13 protein-coding genes and 1 tRNA gene are annotated in these 16354 nt (G+C 64.0%); 12 read left to right on the forward strand and 2 right to left on the reverse strand.

Going from position 1 to position 16354, the window contains the following annotated elements; all coding sequences use genetic code 11:
- Window positions 1-6: 6 nt before the first annotated feature.
- From nuoL to RFN28_RS23235, 11 genes are all read left to right on the forward strand, one after another.
- Window positions 7-1980: an NADH-quinone oxidoreductase subunit L gene (gene nuoL / locus RFN28_RS23185; RefSeq protein WP_320289546.1), complete on the forward strand. Its 1974-nt coding sequence runs from the start codon at window positions 7-9 to the stop codon at window positions 1978-1980.
- Complete coding sequence (locus RFN28_RS23190; protein ID WP_320289547.1) at window positions 1980-3485, forward strand: NADH-quinone oxidoreductase subunit M; 1506 nt, start codon at window positions 1980-1982, stop codon at window positions 3483-3485. Before nuoL ends, RFN28_RS23190 begins: the two co-directional genes overlap by 1 nt.
- A gap of 13 nt (window positions 3486-3498) precedes the next feature.
- The gene (gene nuoN / locus RFN28_RS23195) at window positions 3499-4935 is read left to right on the forward strand and encodes an NADH-quinone oxidoreductase subunit NuoN (protein WP_320289548.1); all 1437 of its coding nucleotides are present in this window, start codon (window positions 3499-3501) and stop codon (window positions 4933-4935) included.
- A 4-nt stretch (window positions 4936-4939) separates the two neighbouring features.
- The gene (locus RFN28_RS23200) at window positions 4940-5761 is read left to right on the forward strand and encodes a biotin--[acetyl-CoA-carboxylase] ligase (protein WP_320289549.1); all 822 of its coding nucleotides are present in this window, start codon (window positions 4940-4942) and stop codon (window positions 5759-5761) included.
- Window positions 5762-5851: 90 nt separating this feature from the next.
- The gene (locus RFN28_RS23205) at window positions 5852-7522 is read left to right on the forward strand and encodes a ribonuclease J (protein WP_320289550.1); all 1671 of its coding nucleotides are present in this window, start codon (window positions 5852-5854) and stop codon (window positions 7520-7522) included.
- A gap of 128 nt (window positions 7523-7650) precedes the next feature.
- Window positions 7651-8055, forward strand: coding sequence for a methylmalonyl-CoA epimerase (gene mce, locus RFN28_RS23210; protein ID WP_320289551.1), 405 nt, complete (start codon window positions 7651-7653; stop codon window positions 8053-8055).
- On the forward strand, window positions 8052-8351 hold the full coding sequence (locus tag RFN28_RS23215) for a DUF1467 family protein (RefSeq protein WP_320289552.1): 300 nt from the start codon (window positions 8052-8054) through the stop codon (window positions 8349-8351). Before mce ends, RFN28_RS23215 begins: the two co-directional genes overlap by 4 nt.
- Window positions 8352-8922: 571 nt before the next feature.
- Window positions 8923-10248 carry a proline--tRNA ligase gene (gene proS, locus RFN28_RS23220; protein WP_320289553.1) on the forward strand — a complete coding sequence of 442 codons (1326 nt, stop codon included), beginning with the start codon at window positions 8923-8925 and terminating at the stop codon, window positions 10246-10248.
- Window positions 10248-11531 carry a lipoprotein-releasing ABC transporter permease subunit gene (locus RFN28_RS23225; protein ID WP_320289554.1) on the forward strand — a complete coding sequence of 428 codons (1284 nt, stop codon included), beginning with the start codon at window positions 10248-10250 and terminating at the stop codon, window positions 11529-11531. The genes proS and RFN28_RS23225 overlap by 1 nt, the downstream gene beginning before the upstream one ends.
- Entirely contained in the window at window positions 11528-12211 is a 684-nt protein-coding gene (locus tag RFN28_RS23230) for an ABC transporter ATP-binding protein (protein ID WP_320289555.1), read from the forward strand. Before RFN28_RS23225 ends, RFN28_RS23230 begins: the two co-directional genes overlap by 4 nt.
- Before the next feature lie 633 nt (window positions 12212-12844).
- Entirely contained in the window at window positions 12845-14095 is a 1251-nt protein-coding gene (locus RFN28_RS23235; protein WP_320289556.1) for a site-2 protease family protein, read from the forward strand.
- Between the two features lie 252 nt (window positions 14096-14347).
- Here the strand turns inward: RFN28_RS23235 and lipB are convergent, their stop codons facing one another.
- Entirely contained in the window at window positions 14348-15091 is a 744-nt protein-coding gene (lipB, locus tag RFN28_RS23240; RefSeq protein WP_320289557.1) for a lipoyl(octanoyl) transferase LipB, read from the reverse strand.
- Window positions 15092-15418: 327 nt separating this feature from the next.
- Here lipB and RFN28_RS23245 point away from each other — a divergent pair.
- Window positions 15419-15503, forward strand: a tRNA-Leu gene (locus tag RFN28_RS23245).
- Between the two features lie 160 nt (window positions 15504-15663).
- Here the strand turns inward: RFN28_RS23245 and RFN28_RS23250 are convergent.
- The coding region (locus RFN28_RS23250) for a succinate--CoA ligase subunit alpha (protein ID WP_320289558.1) at window positions 15664-16354 on the reverse strand (691 nt) is incomplete at its 5' end.

The raw sequence follows: 16354 nt of genomic DNA on the forward strand, positions 1-16354 counted from the left end.
ACCACCATGTACCAGGCCATCGTCTTCCTTCCGCTGCTCGGCTTCCTGATTGTCGGCCTGTTCGGCAATTCGCTCGGCGCCAAGGCATCCGAATACATAACCTCCGGCTTCCTGGTGATCTCGGGGGTGCTGTCGTGGATCGCCTTCTTCACCGTCGGCTTCGGCCATGGCGAGGTATTCACCGTGCCGGTGCTGCGCTGGATCCAGGCCGGCGGGCTCGATGCCGCCTGGGCGCTCAGGATCGACACGCTCACGGCCGTGATGCTGGTCGTCGTCAACACGGTGTCGGCGCTGGTCCATATCTATTCGATCGGCTACATGCACCACGATCCGGACCGGCCGCGCTTCTTCGCCTATCTGTCGCTGTTCACCTTCGCGATGCTCATGCTGGTGACGGCCGACAACCTGGTGCAGATGTACTTCGGCTGGGAAGGCGTCGGCCTCGCCTCCTACCTGCTGATCGGCTTCTGGTACAAGAAGCCGTCCGCCAACGCCGCTGCGATCAAGGCCTTCGTCGTCAACCGCGTCGGCGACTTCGGCTTCGCGCTCGGCATCTTCGGCGTGTTCGTGCTGTTCGGCTCGGTCAATCTCGGCACGGTCTTTGCCAATGCAGCCTCCTTCCTTCCGGCCGAAGGCGCGCCGGAGGGGGCGGCCGTGCTCACCTTCCTCGGCCATGCGCTGGACAAGCATACGGCGCTGACGGTGGTCTGCCTGCTGCTCTTCATGGGCGCCATGGGCAAGTCGGCGCAGGTGCCGCTGCACACCTGGCTGCCCGACGCCATGGAAGGCCCGACGCCGGTCTCGGCGCTGATCCATGCCGCGACCATGGTGACCGCCGGCGTGTTCATGCTGGCCAGGCTGTCGCCGCTGTTCGAGCTGTCGCATTCGGCGCTGACCGTCGTCACCTTCATTGGCGCCTTCACCGCTTTCTTCGCGGCGACCGTCGGTCTGGTGCAGAACGACATCAAGCGCGTCATCGCCTATTCGACCTGCTCGCAGCTCGGCTACATGTTCGTGGCGCTCGGCGTCGGCGCCTATGGCGCGGCGATCTTCCACCTGTTCACCCATGCCTTCTTCAAGGCGCTGCTGTTCCTCGGCTCGGGTTCGGTCATCCACGCCGTTTCCGACGAGCAGGACATGCGCCTGATGGGCGGCTTACGAACGCTCATCCCCAAGACCTACTGGATGATGGTGATCGGCACGCTGGCGCTGACCGGCGTCGGCATCCCGGCGACGGTGATCGGCACCGCCGGCTTCTTCTCCAAGGACGCCATCATCGCGACGTCCTTCGCCAGCCACAACGCGGTCGCGGGCGTCGCCTTCGTGCTGCTCGTGATCGCCGCCTGCTTCACCAGCTTCTATTCTTGGCGGCTGATCTTCATGACCTTCCACGGCGAGCCGCGCGCCAGCCACGAGGTCATGCATCACGTGCATGAATCGCCGCCGGTGATGCTGGTGCCGCTCTATGTGCTGGCCGCCGGCGCCCTGTTTGCCGGCATCATCTTCCACGGCGCCTTCATCGGCGAGGGCTATGCCGAATTCTGGAGGGCATCGCTGTTCACGCTGCCGGACAACCAGATCCTGCACGAAATCCACGAGCTGCCGCTGTGGGTGGAACTGGCGCCCTTCATCGCCATGCTGATCGGCCTGGCGGTCGCCTGGAAGTTCTACATCCGCTCGCCGGAACTGCCCCGGAGCGTCGCCGCCAATCACCGCCTGCTCTATGCTTTCCTGCTCAACAAGTGGTACTTCGACGAGCTCTACGACTTCCTGTTCGTGCGGCCGGCGAAGCGCCTCGGCAGGTTCCTGTGGAAGACCGGCGACGGCGCCGTTATCGACGGGCTCGGCCCCGACGGCATCTCGGCGCGCGTTGTTGACGTCACCAACCGGGTCGTCAAGCTGCAGACCGGTTATCTCTACCACTATGCATTCGCCATGCTGATCGGCGTGGCCGCTCTCGTCACCTGGATGATGCTCTGATGACCGACTGGCCAATCCTCTCGCTGGTCACCTTCCTGCCGCTGGTTGGTGTTCTGCTCATTCTGCCGATCAGCGACGACAGCGAAAACGCGCGCCGCAACATCCGCTCGATCGCCTTCATCACGACCGCGTTCACCTTCGTGGTTTCGCTGTTCATCTGGAAGGGCTTCGACAATTCGCAGGCCGGCTTCCAGTTCGTCGAGAAGCACGCCTGGCTGGATTCAGGCATTTCCTATCATATGGGCGTCGATGGCATCTCGATGCTGTTCGTCATCCTGACCACCTTCCTGATGCCGCTCAGCATCCTGGCCTCGTGGGACGCGATCGAGAAGCGGGTCAAGGCTTATATGATCGCCTTCCTGATCCTCGAGACGCTTATGATCGGCGTGTTCTGCGCGCTCGACATCGTGCTCTTCTACGTTTTCTTCGAGGGCGGCCTGATCCCGATGTTCATCATCATCGGCGTCTGGGGCGGCAAGCGGCGCGTCTATGCCTCGTTCAAGTTCTTCCTCTATACACTGGCCGGCTCGGTGCTGATGCTGCTTGCCATCATGGCGATGTTCTTCCAGTCCGGCACGACCGACATCACCACACTGCTCACGCATAACTTCCCGGCCAACATGCAGACCTGGCTGTGGCTCGCCTTCTTCGCCTCCTTCGCGGTGAAGATGCCGATGTGGCCGGTGCACACCTGGCTGCCCGACGCGCATGTCGAGGCGCCGACCGCTGGCTCGGTCATCCTGGCTGCCATCCTGTTGAAGATGGGCGGATACGGCTTCCTGCGCTTCTCGCTGCCGATGTTCCCGCAGGCGTCGGAGATGTTCGCGCCGCTGATCTTCACGCTCTCCGTCGTCGCCATCATCTACACCTCGCTGGTGGCGCTGATGCAGGAGGATATGAAGAAGCTGATCGCCTATTCCTCGGTCGCCCATATGGGCTTCGTCACGATGGGCATCTTCGCCATGAACCAGGAGGGCGTGCAGGGCGCCATCTTCCAGATGCTCAGCCACGGCCTTGTCTCGGGCGCGCTGTTCCTGTGCGTCGGCGTCATCTACGATCGCATGCACACGCGCGAGATCGACGCCTATGGCGGCTTGGTCAACAACATGCCGAAATACGCCACTGTGTTCATGATCTTCACCCTGGCCAATGTCGGCCTGCCGGGAACCAGCGGCTTCATCGGCGAGTTCCTGACCATGCTCGGCGTGTTCCGGGTCAACACCTGGGTGGCCTTCTTCTCCGCCACCGGCGTCATCCTGTCGGCAGCTTATGCGCTGTGGCTCTACCGCCGCGTGATCTTCGGCGCGCTGACCAAGGAAAGCCTGAAGAACCTCTTGGATCTGTCGACGCGCGAGAAGGCGATCGTCTATCCGCTCGTGGTACTGGTCGTCTTCTATGGCGTTTATCCGGCGCCGGTCTTCGACGCGACGGCGGCTTCCGTCAAGGCGCTCGTCACCAACGTCACCGCATCCATCAATTCCGCGCAGACCGCGGCGGCGAACTGACTGGGGAAATACCATGACGCCGGACCTTCTCTCCAGCCTTTCGCTCTCCACGCCGGAGCTTATCCTTGCCATCGGCGCGCTGGCGCTTCTGATGGTGGGCGCCTATTCGCGCTCCAACAATACGATGACGGTGACCGGCCTTGCGGTCGCCGTGCTGGTGATCGCCGGCCTGTGGCTGGCCTTCTCCGGGGGACAGGGGGGCGCCTATGGCAGCGCCTTCGTCCAGGATTCCTTCGGCCGTTTCATGAAGACGCTGGCGCTGATCGGCTCGGCGGTGACGCTCGTCATGTCGATGCGCTTCGCCAGGCAGGAGCATTTCGACAAGTTCGAATATCCGGTGCTGATCGTGCTCTGCACGCTCGGCATGATGCTGATGATCTCGGCCAACGGCATGATCGGGCTCTATCTCGGCCTCGAGCTGCAGTCGCTGGCGATCTATGTGCTGGCGGCGATCAATCGCGACAATGTCCGTTCGACCGAGGCAGGCCTCAAATATTTCGTCCTCGGCGCGCTGTCCTCGGGCATGCTGCTCTACGGCATCTCGCTGGTCTACGGCTACACCGGCAACACCGGCTTCCACGAGATCGCGACCGCGCTGGGCGGCGGTGAGCGGCAGCTCGGCCTCGTCTTCGGCCTGGTCTTCGTGCTCGCCGGCCTCGCCTTCAAGATTTCGGCGGTGCCGTTCCACATGTGGACGCCGGACGTCTATGAAGGTGCGCCGACGCCGATCACCGCTTTCCTGGCCGCCGCGCCGAAGATGGCGGCGATGGCGCTGATCGTGCGCGTCACCATGGGTGCCTTCAAGCCGATCGCCGCCGACTGGCAGCAGATCGTCGTCTTCATCTCGATCGCCTCGATGGCGCTGGGTGCCTTCGCCGCGATCGGCCAGACCAACATCAAGCGCCTGATGGCCTATTCCTCGATCGGCCATATGGGCTACGCGCTGGTCGGCCTTGCCGCCAACAGCCAAGCCGGGGTGCGCGGCGTCGTCATCTACATGCTTATCTATCTGGTGATGACGCTCGGCACCTTCGCCTTCATCCTCGCCATGCGGCGCCAGGAAGGCAATGTCGAGCAGATCGGCGATCTCGCCGGCCTTGCCTCGACCAACCCGATCATGGCCACCATCCTCACCATCCTGATGTTCTCGCTGGCCGGCATTCCGCCGCTCGCCGGCTTTTGGGGGAAGTGGTACGTGTTCCTTGCCGCCATCAACGCGCATCTCTACGCGCTGGCGATCATCGGCGTGCTGGCCTCGGTGGTGGGCGCCTACTATTACCTGCGCATCATCAAGATCATGTGGTTCGACGAGCCGGTCGGCGGTTTCGTGCCGATGGCCAGCGAACTGCGCCTCGTGCTCGGCGTCAGCGGCGCCTTCGTGCTGTTCTATGTGCTGATCGGCGGGCCGATCGGCAGCTATGCCGAAGCCGCCGCAAAAACCTTCTTCTGACGGGATGGCATTTCGGCTGGCTCCAACCGCGGCGTCGGAGGGGTTCCGGCTCGAGGCCCATGACAGCGTCGGCTCGACCAACGCGCTGGCGCTGGAGCGTGCTCGCGCTGGCGATCCGGGCAAGCTCTGGATCGTCTCGAAGAAGCAGGAAAGCGGGCGAGGGCGGCGCGGCCGTGCCTGGGCGACGCCCGAGGGCAATCTGGCGGCAACGCTGCTGCTGGTTCCCGGCGGCGAGCTCAGGCTCGCCGCGACGCTCGGCTTCGTCGCCGGGCTTGCTCTCGCCGACGCGCTGGACGCCATCGTTCCGCAAGGCCGGATCGCCGTTGGCCTGGACGGAGCCAGCGAGGGTCGCAACCGCTTCGAGCTGAAATGGCCGAACGACGTTCTCGCCTCCGGCGCCAAGCTTGCCGGCATCCTGCTGGAATCGACCCTGCTCGAGGGCGACCGTTTCGCGGTTGCCGTCGGCATCGGCGTCAATGTCGTGGCTTATCCCGAGAATTTGCCCTATCCGGCGACATCGCTGCGGGCGCTCGGCGCCACTTGCGATGCCGAGACGCTGTTCCTGGCGCTTTCGGATGCCTGGAGCGAGAATGCCAGGCTGTGGGACGACGGGCGCGGGCTCTCAGCCATCAGGAAGCGTTGGCTGACGCGCGCCGCGGGGCTCGGCGGCAAGGTTGCTGTCAGAATTGGCGGCAATGTGGTGCGCGGCGTCTTCGAAACCATTGACGAGGACTGCCGTTTCGTGATCCGCGACGATGACGGATCGGTTCTGACGATCGCGGCCGGCGACGTGCATTTCGGCGCGGTCGCGTCGGCGCGGGTATAATTTTGCTTTTGCGCAATTCCGCACGGAAAACCGTGACACATTGGAATTGCGCGAGTGGCTTGGCCGACAGGCCAGGAAGGAAAGGAATTTATGGCGAATACTGAAAACGCCGAACTCGTCTTCGCGCCGCTTGGCGGCGTCGGCGAGATCGGCATGAACTTCGCCCTCTATGGCTATGGGCCCGCCGACACGCGCGAATGGATCGTCGTCGATGTCGGCGTTACCTTTCCCGATACCGCGCATCCGGGCGTCGATCTCATCCTGCCGGACACGCGCTTCATCGAGGAGAACCTCGACGGGCTGCGCGGCATCGTCATCACCCATGCGCATGAGGACCACTACGGCGCGTTGCTCGATGTCTGGCCGAAGCTGAAGGTTCCCGTCTGGATGACGCCTTTCACGGCCGGCCTGCTCGAGGCCAAGCGGCAGGGCGAACAGAACGCGCCGAAGATCCCGGCCACGATCTACCGGGCCGGCGAGAAGTTCACGATCGGACCGTTCGAGATCGAGGCTGTCCCGGTGGCCCACTCCATCCCCGAGCCGATGTCGCTCGCGATCACCTCGCCGGCCGGCACAGTGATCCACACGGGCGACTGGAAGATCGACCCGGCGCCAACGATCGGCCCGAAGACCGACGAGGCGCGCTTCCGCGCCTATGGCGACAAGGGCGTGTTGGCGCTGATCTGCGATTCCACCAATGCGCTGAGGGAAGGTGACTCGCCGTCGGAAGTGGCGGTGGGCGAGGGCCTCAAGGGCGTCATCGAGAAGGCCAAGGGCCGCGTCGCGGTCACCACCTTCTCCTCCAATGTCGGGCGCATCATCTCGATCGCCAAGGCGGCGCGCGATGCCGGCCGGCAATGCCTGGTGCTCGGCCGTTCGCTGAAGCGCGTCATCGATGTCGCGACCGAACTCGGCTATATGGACGGCCTGCCGGAATTCATCGCCGAGGAAGATTACGGCTACATCCCGCGCGAGAACCTGGTGGTCATCTGCACCGGCAGCCAGGGCGAGCCGCTGGCCGCACTTGCGAAGCTCTCGCGCGACGAAATGAAATCGGTGGCGCTGACGGCCGGCGACACGGTCGTCTTTTCCTCGCGCACCATTCCCGGCAACGAGAAGGCGATCCTCGAGATCAAGAACCGGCTGATCGACCTCGGCATGAAGATCATCGAGGACGGCGACGCGCTGGTGCATGTCTCAGGCCATCCGCGGCGCAGCGAGCTGCGCAAGATGTATGAATGGGTGCGGCCGCAGATCGGCGTGCCGGTGCATGGCGAGGCGGCGCATCTGGTGGCGCAGGGCTCGCTGATGTCGATGTCCGGCATCGGCCAGGTGGCGCAGGTGCGCGACGGCGACATGCTCAGGCTCTGGCCGGGTCCGGCGACGATCATCGACCAGGTGCCGTTTGGCCGCCTCTACAAGGATGGGTTTCTGATCGGCTCCGACCAGGCGATGGGCATACGCGACCGGCGCAAGCTGTCCTATGCCGGGCATGTCGCGGTCAACGTCGTGCTCGACGAGAAATACGAACTCGCGGGAGACCCAGACCTGGTGGCGATCGGCGTCGCCGAGACCGACGCCAGCGGCGAGCTGCTGGAGGACCTGATGGTCGATGCGGCAATCGGCGCGGTGGACTCCATCCCCCGCCAGCGCCGAAAAGACCTCGACCTTGTGCAGGAGGCCGTGCGCCGCGCCGTTCGCGGCGCCGCCAATGAAGCCTGGGGCAAGAAGCCGCTGGTGACTGTATTCGTCACGCGGTGACGAATAAGGGAATAGGGGAGTAAGGCAGTAGGGGAGTAGGGAAGAGCGAGCAGTTACTTTCTTCAGTCTTGTTTTTCCCCTACTCCCTTATTGCCCTACTCCCTTACTCCCTAAAAGCGGAGCGCTATATGCTCGGACGCCTGAACCATGTCGCGCTTGCCGTGCCGGATCTGGCCGCGGCGACGGCGACGTATCGCGATACGCTGGGCGCGCAGCTGAGCGCTCCGCAGGCGCTGCCTGAGCATGGCGTCACTGTCGTGTTCGTCGATGTCGGCAACACCAAGATCGAGCTGCTGGAGCCGCTGGGCGAGGCTTCGCCGATTGCCGCATTCCTGGAGAAGAATCCGTCGGGCGGCATGCACCACGTCTGTTACGAGGTCGACGATATCCTTGCCGCGCGCGACCATCTCAAGGCGAGCGGCGCGCGCGTGCTTGGCGACGGCAATCCCAAGCTAGGCGCCCACGGCAAGCCGGTACTATTCCTGCACCCCAAGGACTTCTTCGGCACGCTCGTCGAACTGGAGCAGGCATGAACTGGATTTCGTTTGTCGCGCTGTTCTTCGTCACCTGGTGGCTGGTGCTGTTTGCCGTGCTGCCGTTCAGCCTGCGCACGCAGGACGAGGACCATGACGTGACGCTCGGCACGGTTTCGAGTGCGCCGAAGGGACCGCATATGCTGCGCGCGGCAATCCGCACGACGATCGTCACCGCGATCGTGATCGGCACTTTCTACGGCCTGACGAGGGGGCTCGGCCTCAGCCTCGACGACATTCCGCACATCGTGCCGGACTTTAGTCATAGCGACGGCAGTCGTGGCGACGGCCACTAAAGTCCTCGGTACGGTTCCGCAAGTATTAAGCAACAGCCACGCGCGATGGTTGAAATCGGAAGCCGGCTTCCCATTTCAACGGCTGACGCAGCGTAATGCTGTTTGGCAGCTTGTCGTGCTAAGCAGATGATTGCACAAAAAAAATGCAAGGCACGAGGCCTTGCAATTTAAACGCGTCCGATCCGTTTCCGGTGTCCGGCGGCAGCGAGTTACCGCGCCTAGATCGCATCCTCCCAAGACTTTGACCGCGTAGGAGAGCAGATTTTTCTCCGCCCTCTCGGTTATCGGCGCACACTAGACCAAGGCAGGTGAAAATGTCACGAAGAATTTTGCCTTCAAACGGGCAATATCGTGCTGCAGTGCACAATAGTGCGGCAAGGCTTGCTTGTGAATCGATCAAAAGCCACAAGCGGCACTTTGGCGGCCAAACACTCCCTTCGATCAGGTGCGGAAGGCCCAACACTTTGGAGTGCTCGGGTTTCCATTCCGTCATGAAATGGCTATGAAGCCCGGGCAAGCAGCCTCGGTTGCGCCGATTCCGGCGCCGCCATCCTCACTTACGGAACGTTCCATGCGTTTGTCGCGCTATTTCCTGCCCATTCTCAAAGAAAACCCCCGCGAGGCGGAGATCGTCTCGCATCGGCTGATGCTGCGCGCCGGCATGATCCGCCAGCAGGGGCAGGGCAGCTTTTCCTGGCTGCCGCTCGGCAAGCGCGTGCTGGACAAGGTCTGCCAGATCATCCGTGAGGAGCAGAACCGGGCGGGTGCGCTGGAGATCCTGATGCCGACCGTCCAGTCGGCCGATCTGTGGCGCGAAAGCGGCCGCTATGACGACTACGGCAAGGAGATGCTGCGCATCAAGGACCGCCAGGACCGCGACATGCTCTACGGCCCCACCAACGAGGAGGTGGTGACCGAGATATTCCGCGCCTATGTCAAATCCTACAAGGACCTGCCGCTCAACCTCTACCACATCCAGTGGAAGTATCGCGACGAGGTGAGGCCGCGTTTCGGCGTGATGCGCAGCCGGGAGTTCCTGATGAAGGACGCCTATTCCTTCGACCTCGACTATGAGGGCGCCAAGGCCGCCTATAACCGCATGTTCGTCTCCTATCTCAGGACGTTCACGCGCATGGGGCTGCAGGCCATTCCGATGCGCGCCGACACCGGCCCGATCGGCGGCGACCTCAGCCATGAGTTCATCATCCTGGCCGAGACCGGCGAGAGCCAGGTATTCTGCGACCGCGAATATCTGTCGCTGGCGGTGCCGGGCGAGGACACCGATTTCTCCGACGATGCCGAGATCGGCGACATCGTGAAGGATTGGACGACGCCTTACGCGGCCACTGACGAAATGCATGACGAGGCGGCCTGGGCGAACGTGCGTGAAGGTGACCGTCTTTCCGCGCGCGGCATCGAGGTCGGCCATATCTTCCACTTCGGCGAGAAATATTCCAAGCCGATGAACGCCAAGGTGACTGGTCCCGACGGCAAGGACCATTTCGTCTCGGGCGGCTCCTACGGCATCGGCCCGACGCGGCTGATCGCGGCGATCATCGAGGCCAGCCATGACGAGAACGGCATCATCTGGCCGGAATCGGTGGCGCCCTTCGATATCGGCCTGATCAACATGAAGGTCGGCGACGCCGAATGCGACCGCGTCTGCGACGAGCTTTATGCTGCGCTGACCGCGGCTGGCAGGGACGTGCTTTATGATGACACCGACCAGCGGCCGGGCGGCAAGTTCGCCACCGCCGATCTGATCGGCCTGCCCTGGCAGGTGATCGTCGGCCCGCGCGGGGTTGCCAGCGGCGAGGTCGAGATCAAGAACCGCCGGAGCGGCGAGCGCGAGACGCTGCCGATCGCCGAAGCCAAGAAGCGCCTGGGTATCGCCTGATGAGCAAGGCGGCAGTAGCCAGATCACCAGCCGGCGCCTTTTCAGGCTTCGAGCGCATGGTGGCGTGGCGCTACCTGCGTTCGCGGCGCAAGGAGACGGTGATCTCGGTCATCGCTTCGATCTCCTTCCTCGGCATCATGCTGGGCGTCGCCACGCTGATCGTCGTCATGGCGGTGATGAACGGCTTTCGCGCTGAGCTGCTCACCCGCATCCTCGGCGTCAACGGTCATCTGATCGTGCAGCCGCTGGATTCGCCGCTGGAGGACTACGCGCAGGTTGCAAGCCGCATCAACGGCGTCTCCGGCGTCAAATACGCCATCCCGCTGATCGACGGGCAGGTGCTGGCGCAAGGCAATGTCGGCGGCGGCACCGGCGCGCTGGTGCGCGGCATCCGCGGCGAGGACTTGGGCAAGATCTCGATCGTTTCCAGCAACATCAAGCAGGGCACGCTCGACGGCTTCGACACCGGCGAGGGCGTGGCGATCGGCAAGCGAATGGCCGAGAATCTCGGGCTGGTGCTCGGCGACACCATCACGCTGATCTCGCCCGAGGGCGACGTGACCCCGCTCGGCACCACGCCGCGCATGAAGGGCTACAAAGTGACGGCGATCTTCGAGGTCGGCATGTCGGAATATGACAGCTCGATCGTCTACATGCCGTTCTCCGAGGCGCAGCTCTATTTCAACATGGACGGGCGGGCGCAAACCATCGAGATCTATGTCGACAATCCGGACAATGTCGATGCGCTGAAGCCGAAGGTGGAAAAGGCGGCGCAGCGGCCGATCGACCTTGTCGACTGGCGCCAGCGCAACGAGACCTTCTTCTCGGCCCTTCAGGTCGAGCGCAACGTCATGTTCATGATCCTGACTCTGATCGTGCTGGTGGCGGCGCTCAACATCATTTCCGGCCTGGTCATGCTGGTGAAGGACAAGGGGCACGACATCGCCATCCTGCGCACCATGGGCGCCTCGCGCGGCGCGATCCTGCGCATCTTCCTGATGACCGGTGCGGCGATCGGCGTCACCGGAACCATCGCCGGCGTGCTGCTCGGCGTCGTCATCTGCCTCAACATCGAATCGATCCGCCAGTTCTTCTCCTGGATGACGGGCAGGATCCTGTTCAACCCCGAGCTCTATTTCCTCAGCCAGTTGCCGGCCAAGATGGACCCGCGCGAGACAACCTATGTCGTCATCATGGCGCTCAGCCTGTCATTCCTGGCGACCGTGTTTCCGGCATGGCGGGCGGCGCGGCTCGATCCGGTCGAAGCCTTGAGGTACGAGTGATGGCCGAAGCCATTATCGAGCTGAAGGGCGTCGAGCGGCACTATCTGCAGGGGCCGCGCAAGCTCACCATCCTGAACGGCGCCGACTTTTCGCTCAGGCGCGGCGAGATGGTGGCGCTGGTGGCGCCATCGGGCAGCGGCAAGTCGACCCTACTGCATACGGCCGGCCTGCTCGAGCGGCCGGACGCCGGCGAAGTGATCCTTGCCGGCCGCGCCTGCGGCCGGCTCTCCGACGAGGAACGTACCGCGATCCGCCGCAACGATATCGGCTTCGTCTATCAGTTCCACCATCTGCTGCCGGAGTTCTCGGCGCTCGAGAACATCATGATGCCGCAGCTGATCAAGGGGCTTGGCCGCAAGGAAGCGTCCGAGCGGGCGGCGCAACTGCTCGACTACATGCAGATCGGCAAGCGCGCGCAGCACCGGCCGTCGGAGCTTTCCGGCGGCGAGCAGCAGCGGGTGGCCATAGCGCGCGCCGTCGCCAATGCGCCGCTGGTGCTTCTCGCCGACGAGCCAACCGGCAATCTCGATCCGGCGACCGCTTCCTACGTGTTCGATGCGCTTGAGGCGCTGGTCAGGCAATCGGGACTGGCGGCGCTGATCGCCACCCACAATCACGAGCTGGCCGCCCGCATGGACCGGCGCGTGACGCTGGCCGAGGGGAAAGTCGTGCCGCTGTAGGGCAGGTCGATATTCGGATGAGGCCTTCCGGCAGTCGCTTCGGCCAGAGGAAAAAACTGTCGAAGTCGGCGCCGCCCCTCATTGCCCTTCCGGGCATTTCTCCTCGTAAACGGGGAGAAGAGGCTGGCCGCAATGCCGGTTCTTTCCTGCAACATTTGCGATTGGCAAAACCAGCGATGAGAGCGCCCCTCTCCCCGGCACTATACGGGGAGAGGATGCCGGTAGGCAGGTGAGGGGCAGCGCAGACTCCCGAAAAAAAATTCAAACCACAAGCGATTGCCTTGCGGTAGAGGCCGGTCGGGCATCTCGTCCGTCAACCTTTCCTTAACCGTGCTCAAACGGGTCGCCGGATTCACTTGGCGCGCCGCTCTCTGATCGTTGACATTCGAACAAAATTAGAACAAATTACGAACATACTAACAACAGGAGAGAGTTATGGCCGATCTGGTTCAGGATGTCGTCTCGCTGGTCTGCATGAGCACCTTCCTCATTTCCATGGCGATCTGGATTGGCGCCATGTGAGCAGGCGGCTCGCCGCCGCTTCCTTGGGCGGGCGAAGGGTCCGCCCCGTTGTTAAGCTTTTCTTGGCCGCGCTGTCGCTAGGTTGGCTCCCAAAGACGGGGAGCAAGGGCAGTGTCGGTCATCGCCACGGTCACTCTCGTGGCCGGAAATCTCGGACTGATCTTTCTCTTGATGACGGCGCCGCTCGGGTTGCGCACGGTCAGCGTCAACCGCGTCATCAAGGCCGAGCGGAATCGCCTCTGGCAGGCGCTGTGGCCGCTCGCCAGCGATGCCGGCTGGTCGGGTGAAATCCTCTCCACCGAACCCCTGGACGGCGAGGGGATGGCGCTGATCAAACTGTCCTGGGAAGGGCGGGATGGGCGGCCGATCGAACGCAAGGCACGGTTCGACGATGTGGTGGAAGGCAGCCGCTTCTCGATGCGCGTCATCGAGGACACGGCGCTCGATCCATCCTTCTGGACCGACTATCGCGAAACCACCGAGCTCGCGCCAGAAGGCGGTGCGACGCGGGTCACGCTCACGCAAACCGACCGCTATCGCGGCGTCGCTTTCCTGATCTTCCGCTACTTCGCCATGCGCCGCGAGCTCGCCAAGCTGCAGGTCTGGGCGAGAACCGGCAAGTACCGCAAGGGCGGCTGGTTCGAGCATCCGGTGAGCCAGATCGGCTTTGCCGTGCTTTCGGCCTTCATCCTGTGGCCGTTCTTCGGCCTCAACCCCGGCGGGCTGGCGCTGGCCGCGATCCTGACCTCGGTGGTCGCCCTGCACGAGCTCGGTCATATGGCGGCATTCCGCCTGACCGGGCACCGCCGGGCGCGGATGATCTTCATCCCGCTGCTCGGCGGCATCGCCATCGGCGGCAGGCCCTATGACAGCCGTTTCGAGGTCGCCTTCGTGGCGCTGATGGGTGCGGGTTTCTCCGCCTTCCTGGTGCCGGTCCTGATCGCAGCCAGCGGCTTTGCCGGCAGCGCGGGGCATCATTTGGCCGCCGCGCTGCTGGCGACGCTTGCCGGCTGCGCGGCACTGTTCAACATCGCCAATCTGGTGCCGGTGTGGAAGTTCGACGGCGGCCAGGTGCTGCGTCAGATCTGCCCGGAGCCCCTCGCGCTCGCGCTGGCCTCTTTCCTGCTGCTGTCGGCCCTGCTGGCGCTCGGCTGGCGCGCCGGTTTCTCGCCCAGCTTCCTGCTCGTCGCCGGCGCGGTGTTCTCGATGCTGAGCCTGCTCACCGTGGGAAGCGGCGTGAAGCCGCGTCACGAGCTGAAGCCGATCCGTGCCTTCGACCGCCTGGCCATGGCCGGCGCGCTGCTGGCGGTCTTTTCAATCCACGGCTACGGCGTGCTCTGGGCCGCCGCGCAGCTGATGTAGGGTGTGTTGAGATTCTGGTGATGCCGGCCTGCAAACGTTGGGTTGCTGCGCTTCCGGCCTTCGCCGGCCAAAGCACTCATGAGTGGCCTAGCAGCTAAACTAAGGCCACGGCCGGCGTAGGCCGGTGCTCACGTACTTTAAGTACGCTCCGCTCCGGTTCTCGGAACCCACCTTGTTTGGTCGCTTCGCGCCCGTCTTCGACTCCGACTCGGCCTGACCTGATTCTCAGCACACCCTAGGCCGGAGCGGGGTTCAGCCTGCCTTGCGAGCCGGCTCGGCGAGCGGGACCGCGGCAGGCCCGAACACGCCCTCGAAGGCGGATTTCAGCGCGAGGTCGAGGTCGGCCATGGTGACGGGCAGGCCGAGGTCGACGAGGCTGGTGACGCCGTGGTCCGAGACGCCGCAGGGCACGATGCCGCCGAAATGGGAAAGCTCCGGCTCGACATTGATGGCAATGCCGTGAAAGCTCACCCAGCGCCTGAGCCTGATGCCGATGGCGGCGATCTTATCCTCGGCCGGCGAGCCGTCAGGCAGTGCAGGGCGATCCGGCCGCACCACCCAGACCCCGACTCGGTCTTCGCGCCGCTCGCCGCGCACGTTGAAGGCGGCGAGCGTGCCGATGATCCATTCTTCGAGCGCTGCGACGAAGGCGCGGACATCCTCGCGCCGGCGCTTCAAATCGAGCATCACATAGGCCACCCGTTGGCCGGGGCCGTGATAGGTGTATTCGCCGCCGCGGCCGGCGGCAAAGACCGGGAACCGGTCGGGCTCGATCAGGTCCTCGATTCGGGCACTGGTGCCGGCCGTGTAGAGCGGCGGGTGCTCGACCAGCCAGACCATCTCGCCGGCGGCACCACTGCGGATCGCCTCGGCGCGCGCTTCCATGATGGAGAGCGCGTCGGGATAGGCTGTGAGGCCGGGCTCGATCACCCATTCGACCGGCGCCGAACCGGGAAGGGGCAGGAACGACGTGGCGATCTGGCTGCGTTCTGTCATGGCGCGTCTCTTCTGAGGCGCGCCGGACCGGACCCCGAATCCCGGCGGGCTCAGATATCTGTTTGAGCCAGAAACCGGTCGGCGGCCTCGGGCGACATGCGATTGCCCATCATATGGCGGCAATCGACAAAAACGTCCAGTTCCGCCGGCCCGCGGCGAGGCTGTAGAGCGTTGTGCCGGCAGCTTTGTCTGATGCATGTCGTTCTCCGAAAACCGCTACGCACTATTGGGCGACACGCATTAGCGAATATTCCGCACGGCACCCTTGTTTCGCCGGAAACGATTTGCTACAGGCCCCGGGCCGGACGGTTCCGGCTCCTACCACGTGCGGTCGTGGCGGAATTGGTAGACGCGCAGCGTTGAGGTCGCTGTGGGGCAACCCGTGGAAGTTCGAGTCTTCTCGACCGCACCAAAACTCCCCGACAAGTTTCTTTTGACCGGCCGGTGAATTGAAGCGGCACACGAGCATCCGCTCTGTGTGGTTTTCTGGCGAGCCAAAACGGAAGCGGCCGGTCATAAAGACCGGCCGCCGCTTCAAGCTTTGCAGGTGCGTGCAGATTGCCTGATCGGAATCACGCCGCCTTCTTTGTCCGCGCCAGCGTCTCGGCCACGACCTCGCCGAAGGAGGCGGGCGTCGGCACGATGACGACGCCGGCGTCTTTCAGGATCTCGACCTTCTCCTGTGCCGATTCGCCGAAGGCCGAGATGATGGCGCCGGCATGGCCCATGCGCCGGCCTTTCGGCGCCGAAAGCCCGGCGATGTAGGCGATCAGCGGCTTGCGCATATTGTCGCGTGCCCAGATCGCGGCTTCGGCTTCCTGCGGCCCGCCGATCTCGCCGATCATCACCACGGCATCGGTCTCGTCGTCCTGCTCGAACAGTTTCAGGATGTCCTTGAAGGACGAGCCGTTGATCGGGTCGCCGCCGATGCCGACGCTGGTCGACACGCCGATGCCCAGCGCCTTCATCTGCGAGGCGGCCTCGTAGCCGAGCGTGCCGGAGCGGCCGACGATGCCAACGCGGCCGGGCAGATAGATGGAGCCCGGCATGATGCCCATCAGCGCCTGTCCGGGCGTGATGACGCCGGCGCAGTTCGGCCCGATCAGGCGCATGCGGTCCTCGAAGCGGTAGCGGCGCATGTAGCGCTTGACTTGCATCATGTCCTGCGAGGGGATGCCGTCGGTGATGCACACGCAAAGCTTGATGCCGGCATCCGCCGCCTCCATGATCGAATCGGCGGCGAAGGGCGGCGGCACGAAGACG

It is taken from the genome of Mesorhizobium album (genome assembly GCF_033977205.1).
Lineage (GTDB): Bacteria > Pseudomonadota > Alphaproteobacteria > Rhizobiales > Rhizobiaceae > Mesorhizobium > Mesorhizobium album.

Bases quoted from the DNA above. Each gene is read 5' to 3' on its own strand.
- RFN28_RS23215 (WP_320289552.1), top strand. From the start codon at position 8,052: ATGAACTGGATTTCGTTTGTCGCGCTGTTCTTCGTCACCTGGTGGCTG.
- RFN28_RS23205 (WP_320289550.1), top strand. From the start codon at position 5,852: ATGGCGAATACTGAAAACGCCGAACTCGTCTTCGCGCCGCTTGGCGGC.
- lipB (WP_320289557.1), bottom strand. From the start codon at position 15,091: ATGACAGAACGCAGCCAGATCGCCACGTCGTTCCTGCCCCTTCCCGGT.
- nuoL (WP_320289546.1), top strand. From the start codon at position 7: ATGTACCAGGCCATCGTCTTCCTTCCGCTGCTCGGCTTCCTGATTGTC.
- RFN28_RS23200 (WP_320289549.1), top strand. From the start codon at position 4,940: ATGGCATTTCGGCTGGCTCCAACCGCGGCGTCGGAGGGGTTCCGGCTC.
- RFN28_RS23225 (WP_320289554.1), top strand. From the start codon at position 10,248: ATGAGCAAGGCGGCAGTAGCCAGATCACCAGCCGGCGCCTTTTCAGGC.
- proS (WP_320289553.1), top strand. From the start codon at position 8,923: ATGCGTTTGTCGCGCTATTTCCTGCCCATTCTCAAAGAAAACCCCCGC.
- nuoN (WP_320289548.1), top strand. From the start codon at position 3,499: ATGACGCCGGACCTTCTCTCCAGCCTTTCGCTCTCCACGCCGGAGCTT.
- RFN28_RS23190 (WP_320289547.1), top strand. From the start codon at position 1,980: ATGACCGACTGGCCAATCCTCTCGCTGGTCACCTTCCTGCCGCTGGTT.
- mce (WP_320289551.1), top strand. From the start codon at position 7,651: ATGCTCGGACGCCTGAACCATGTCGCGCTTGCCGTGCCGGATCTGGCC.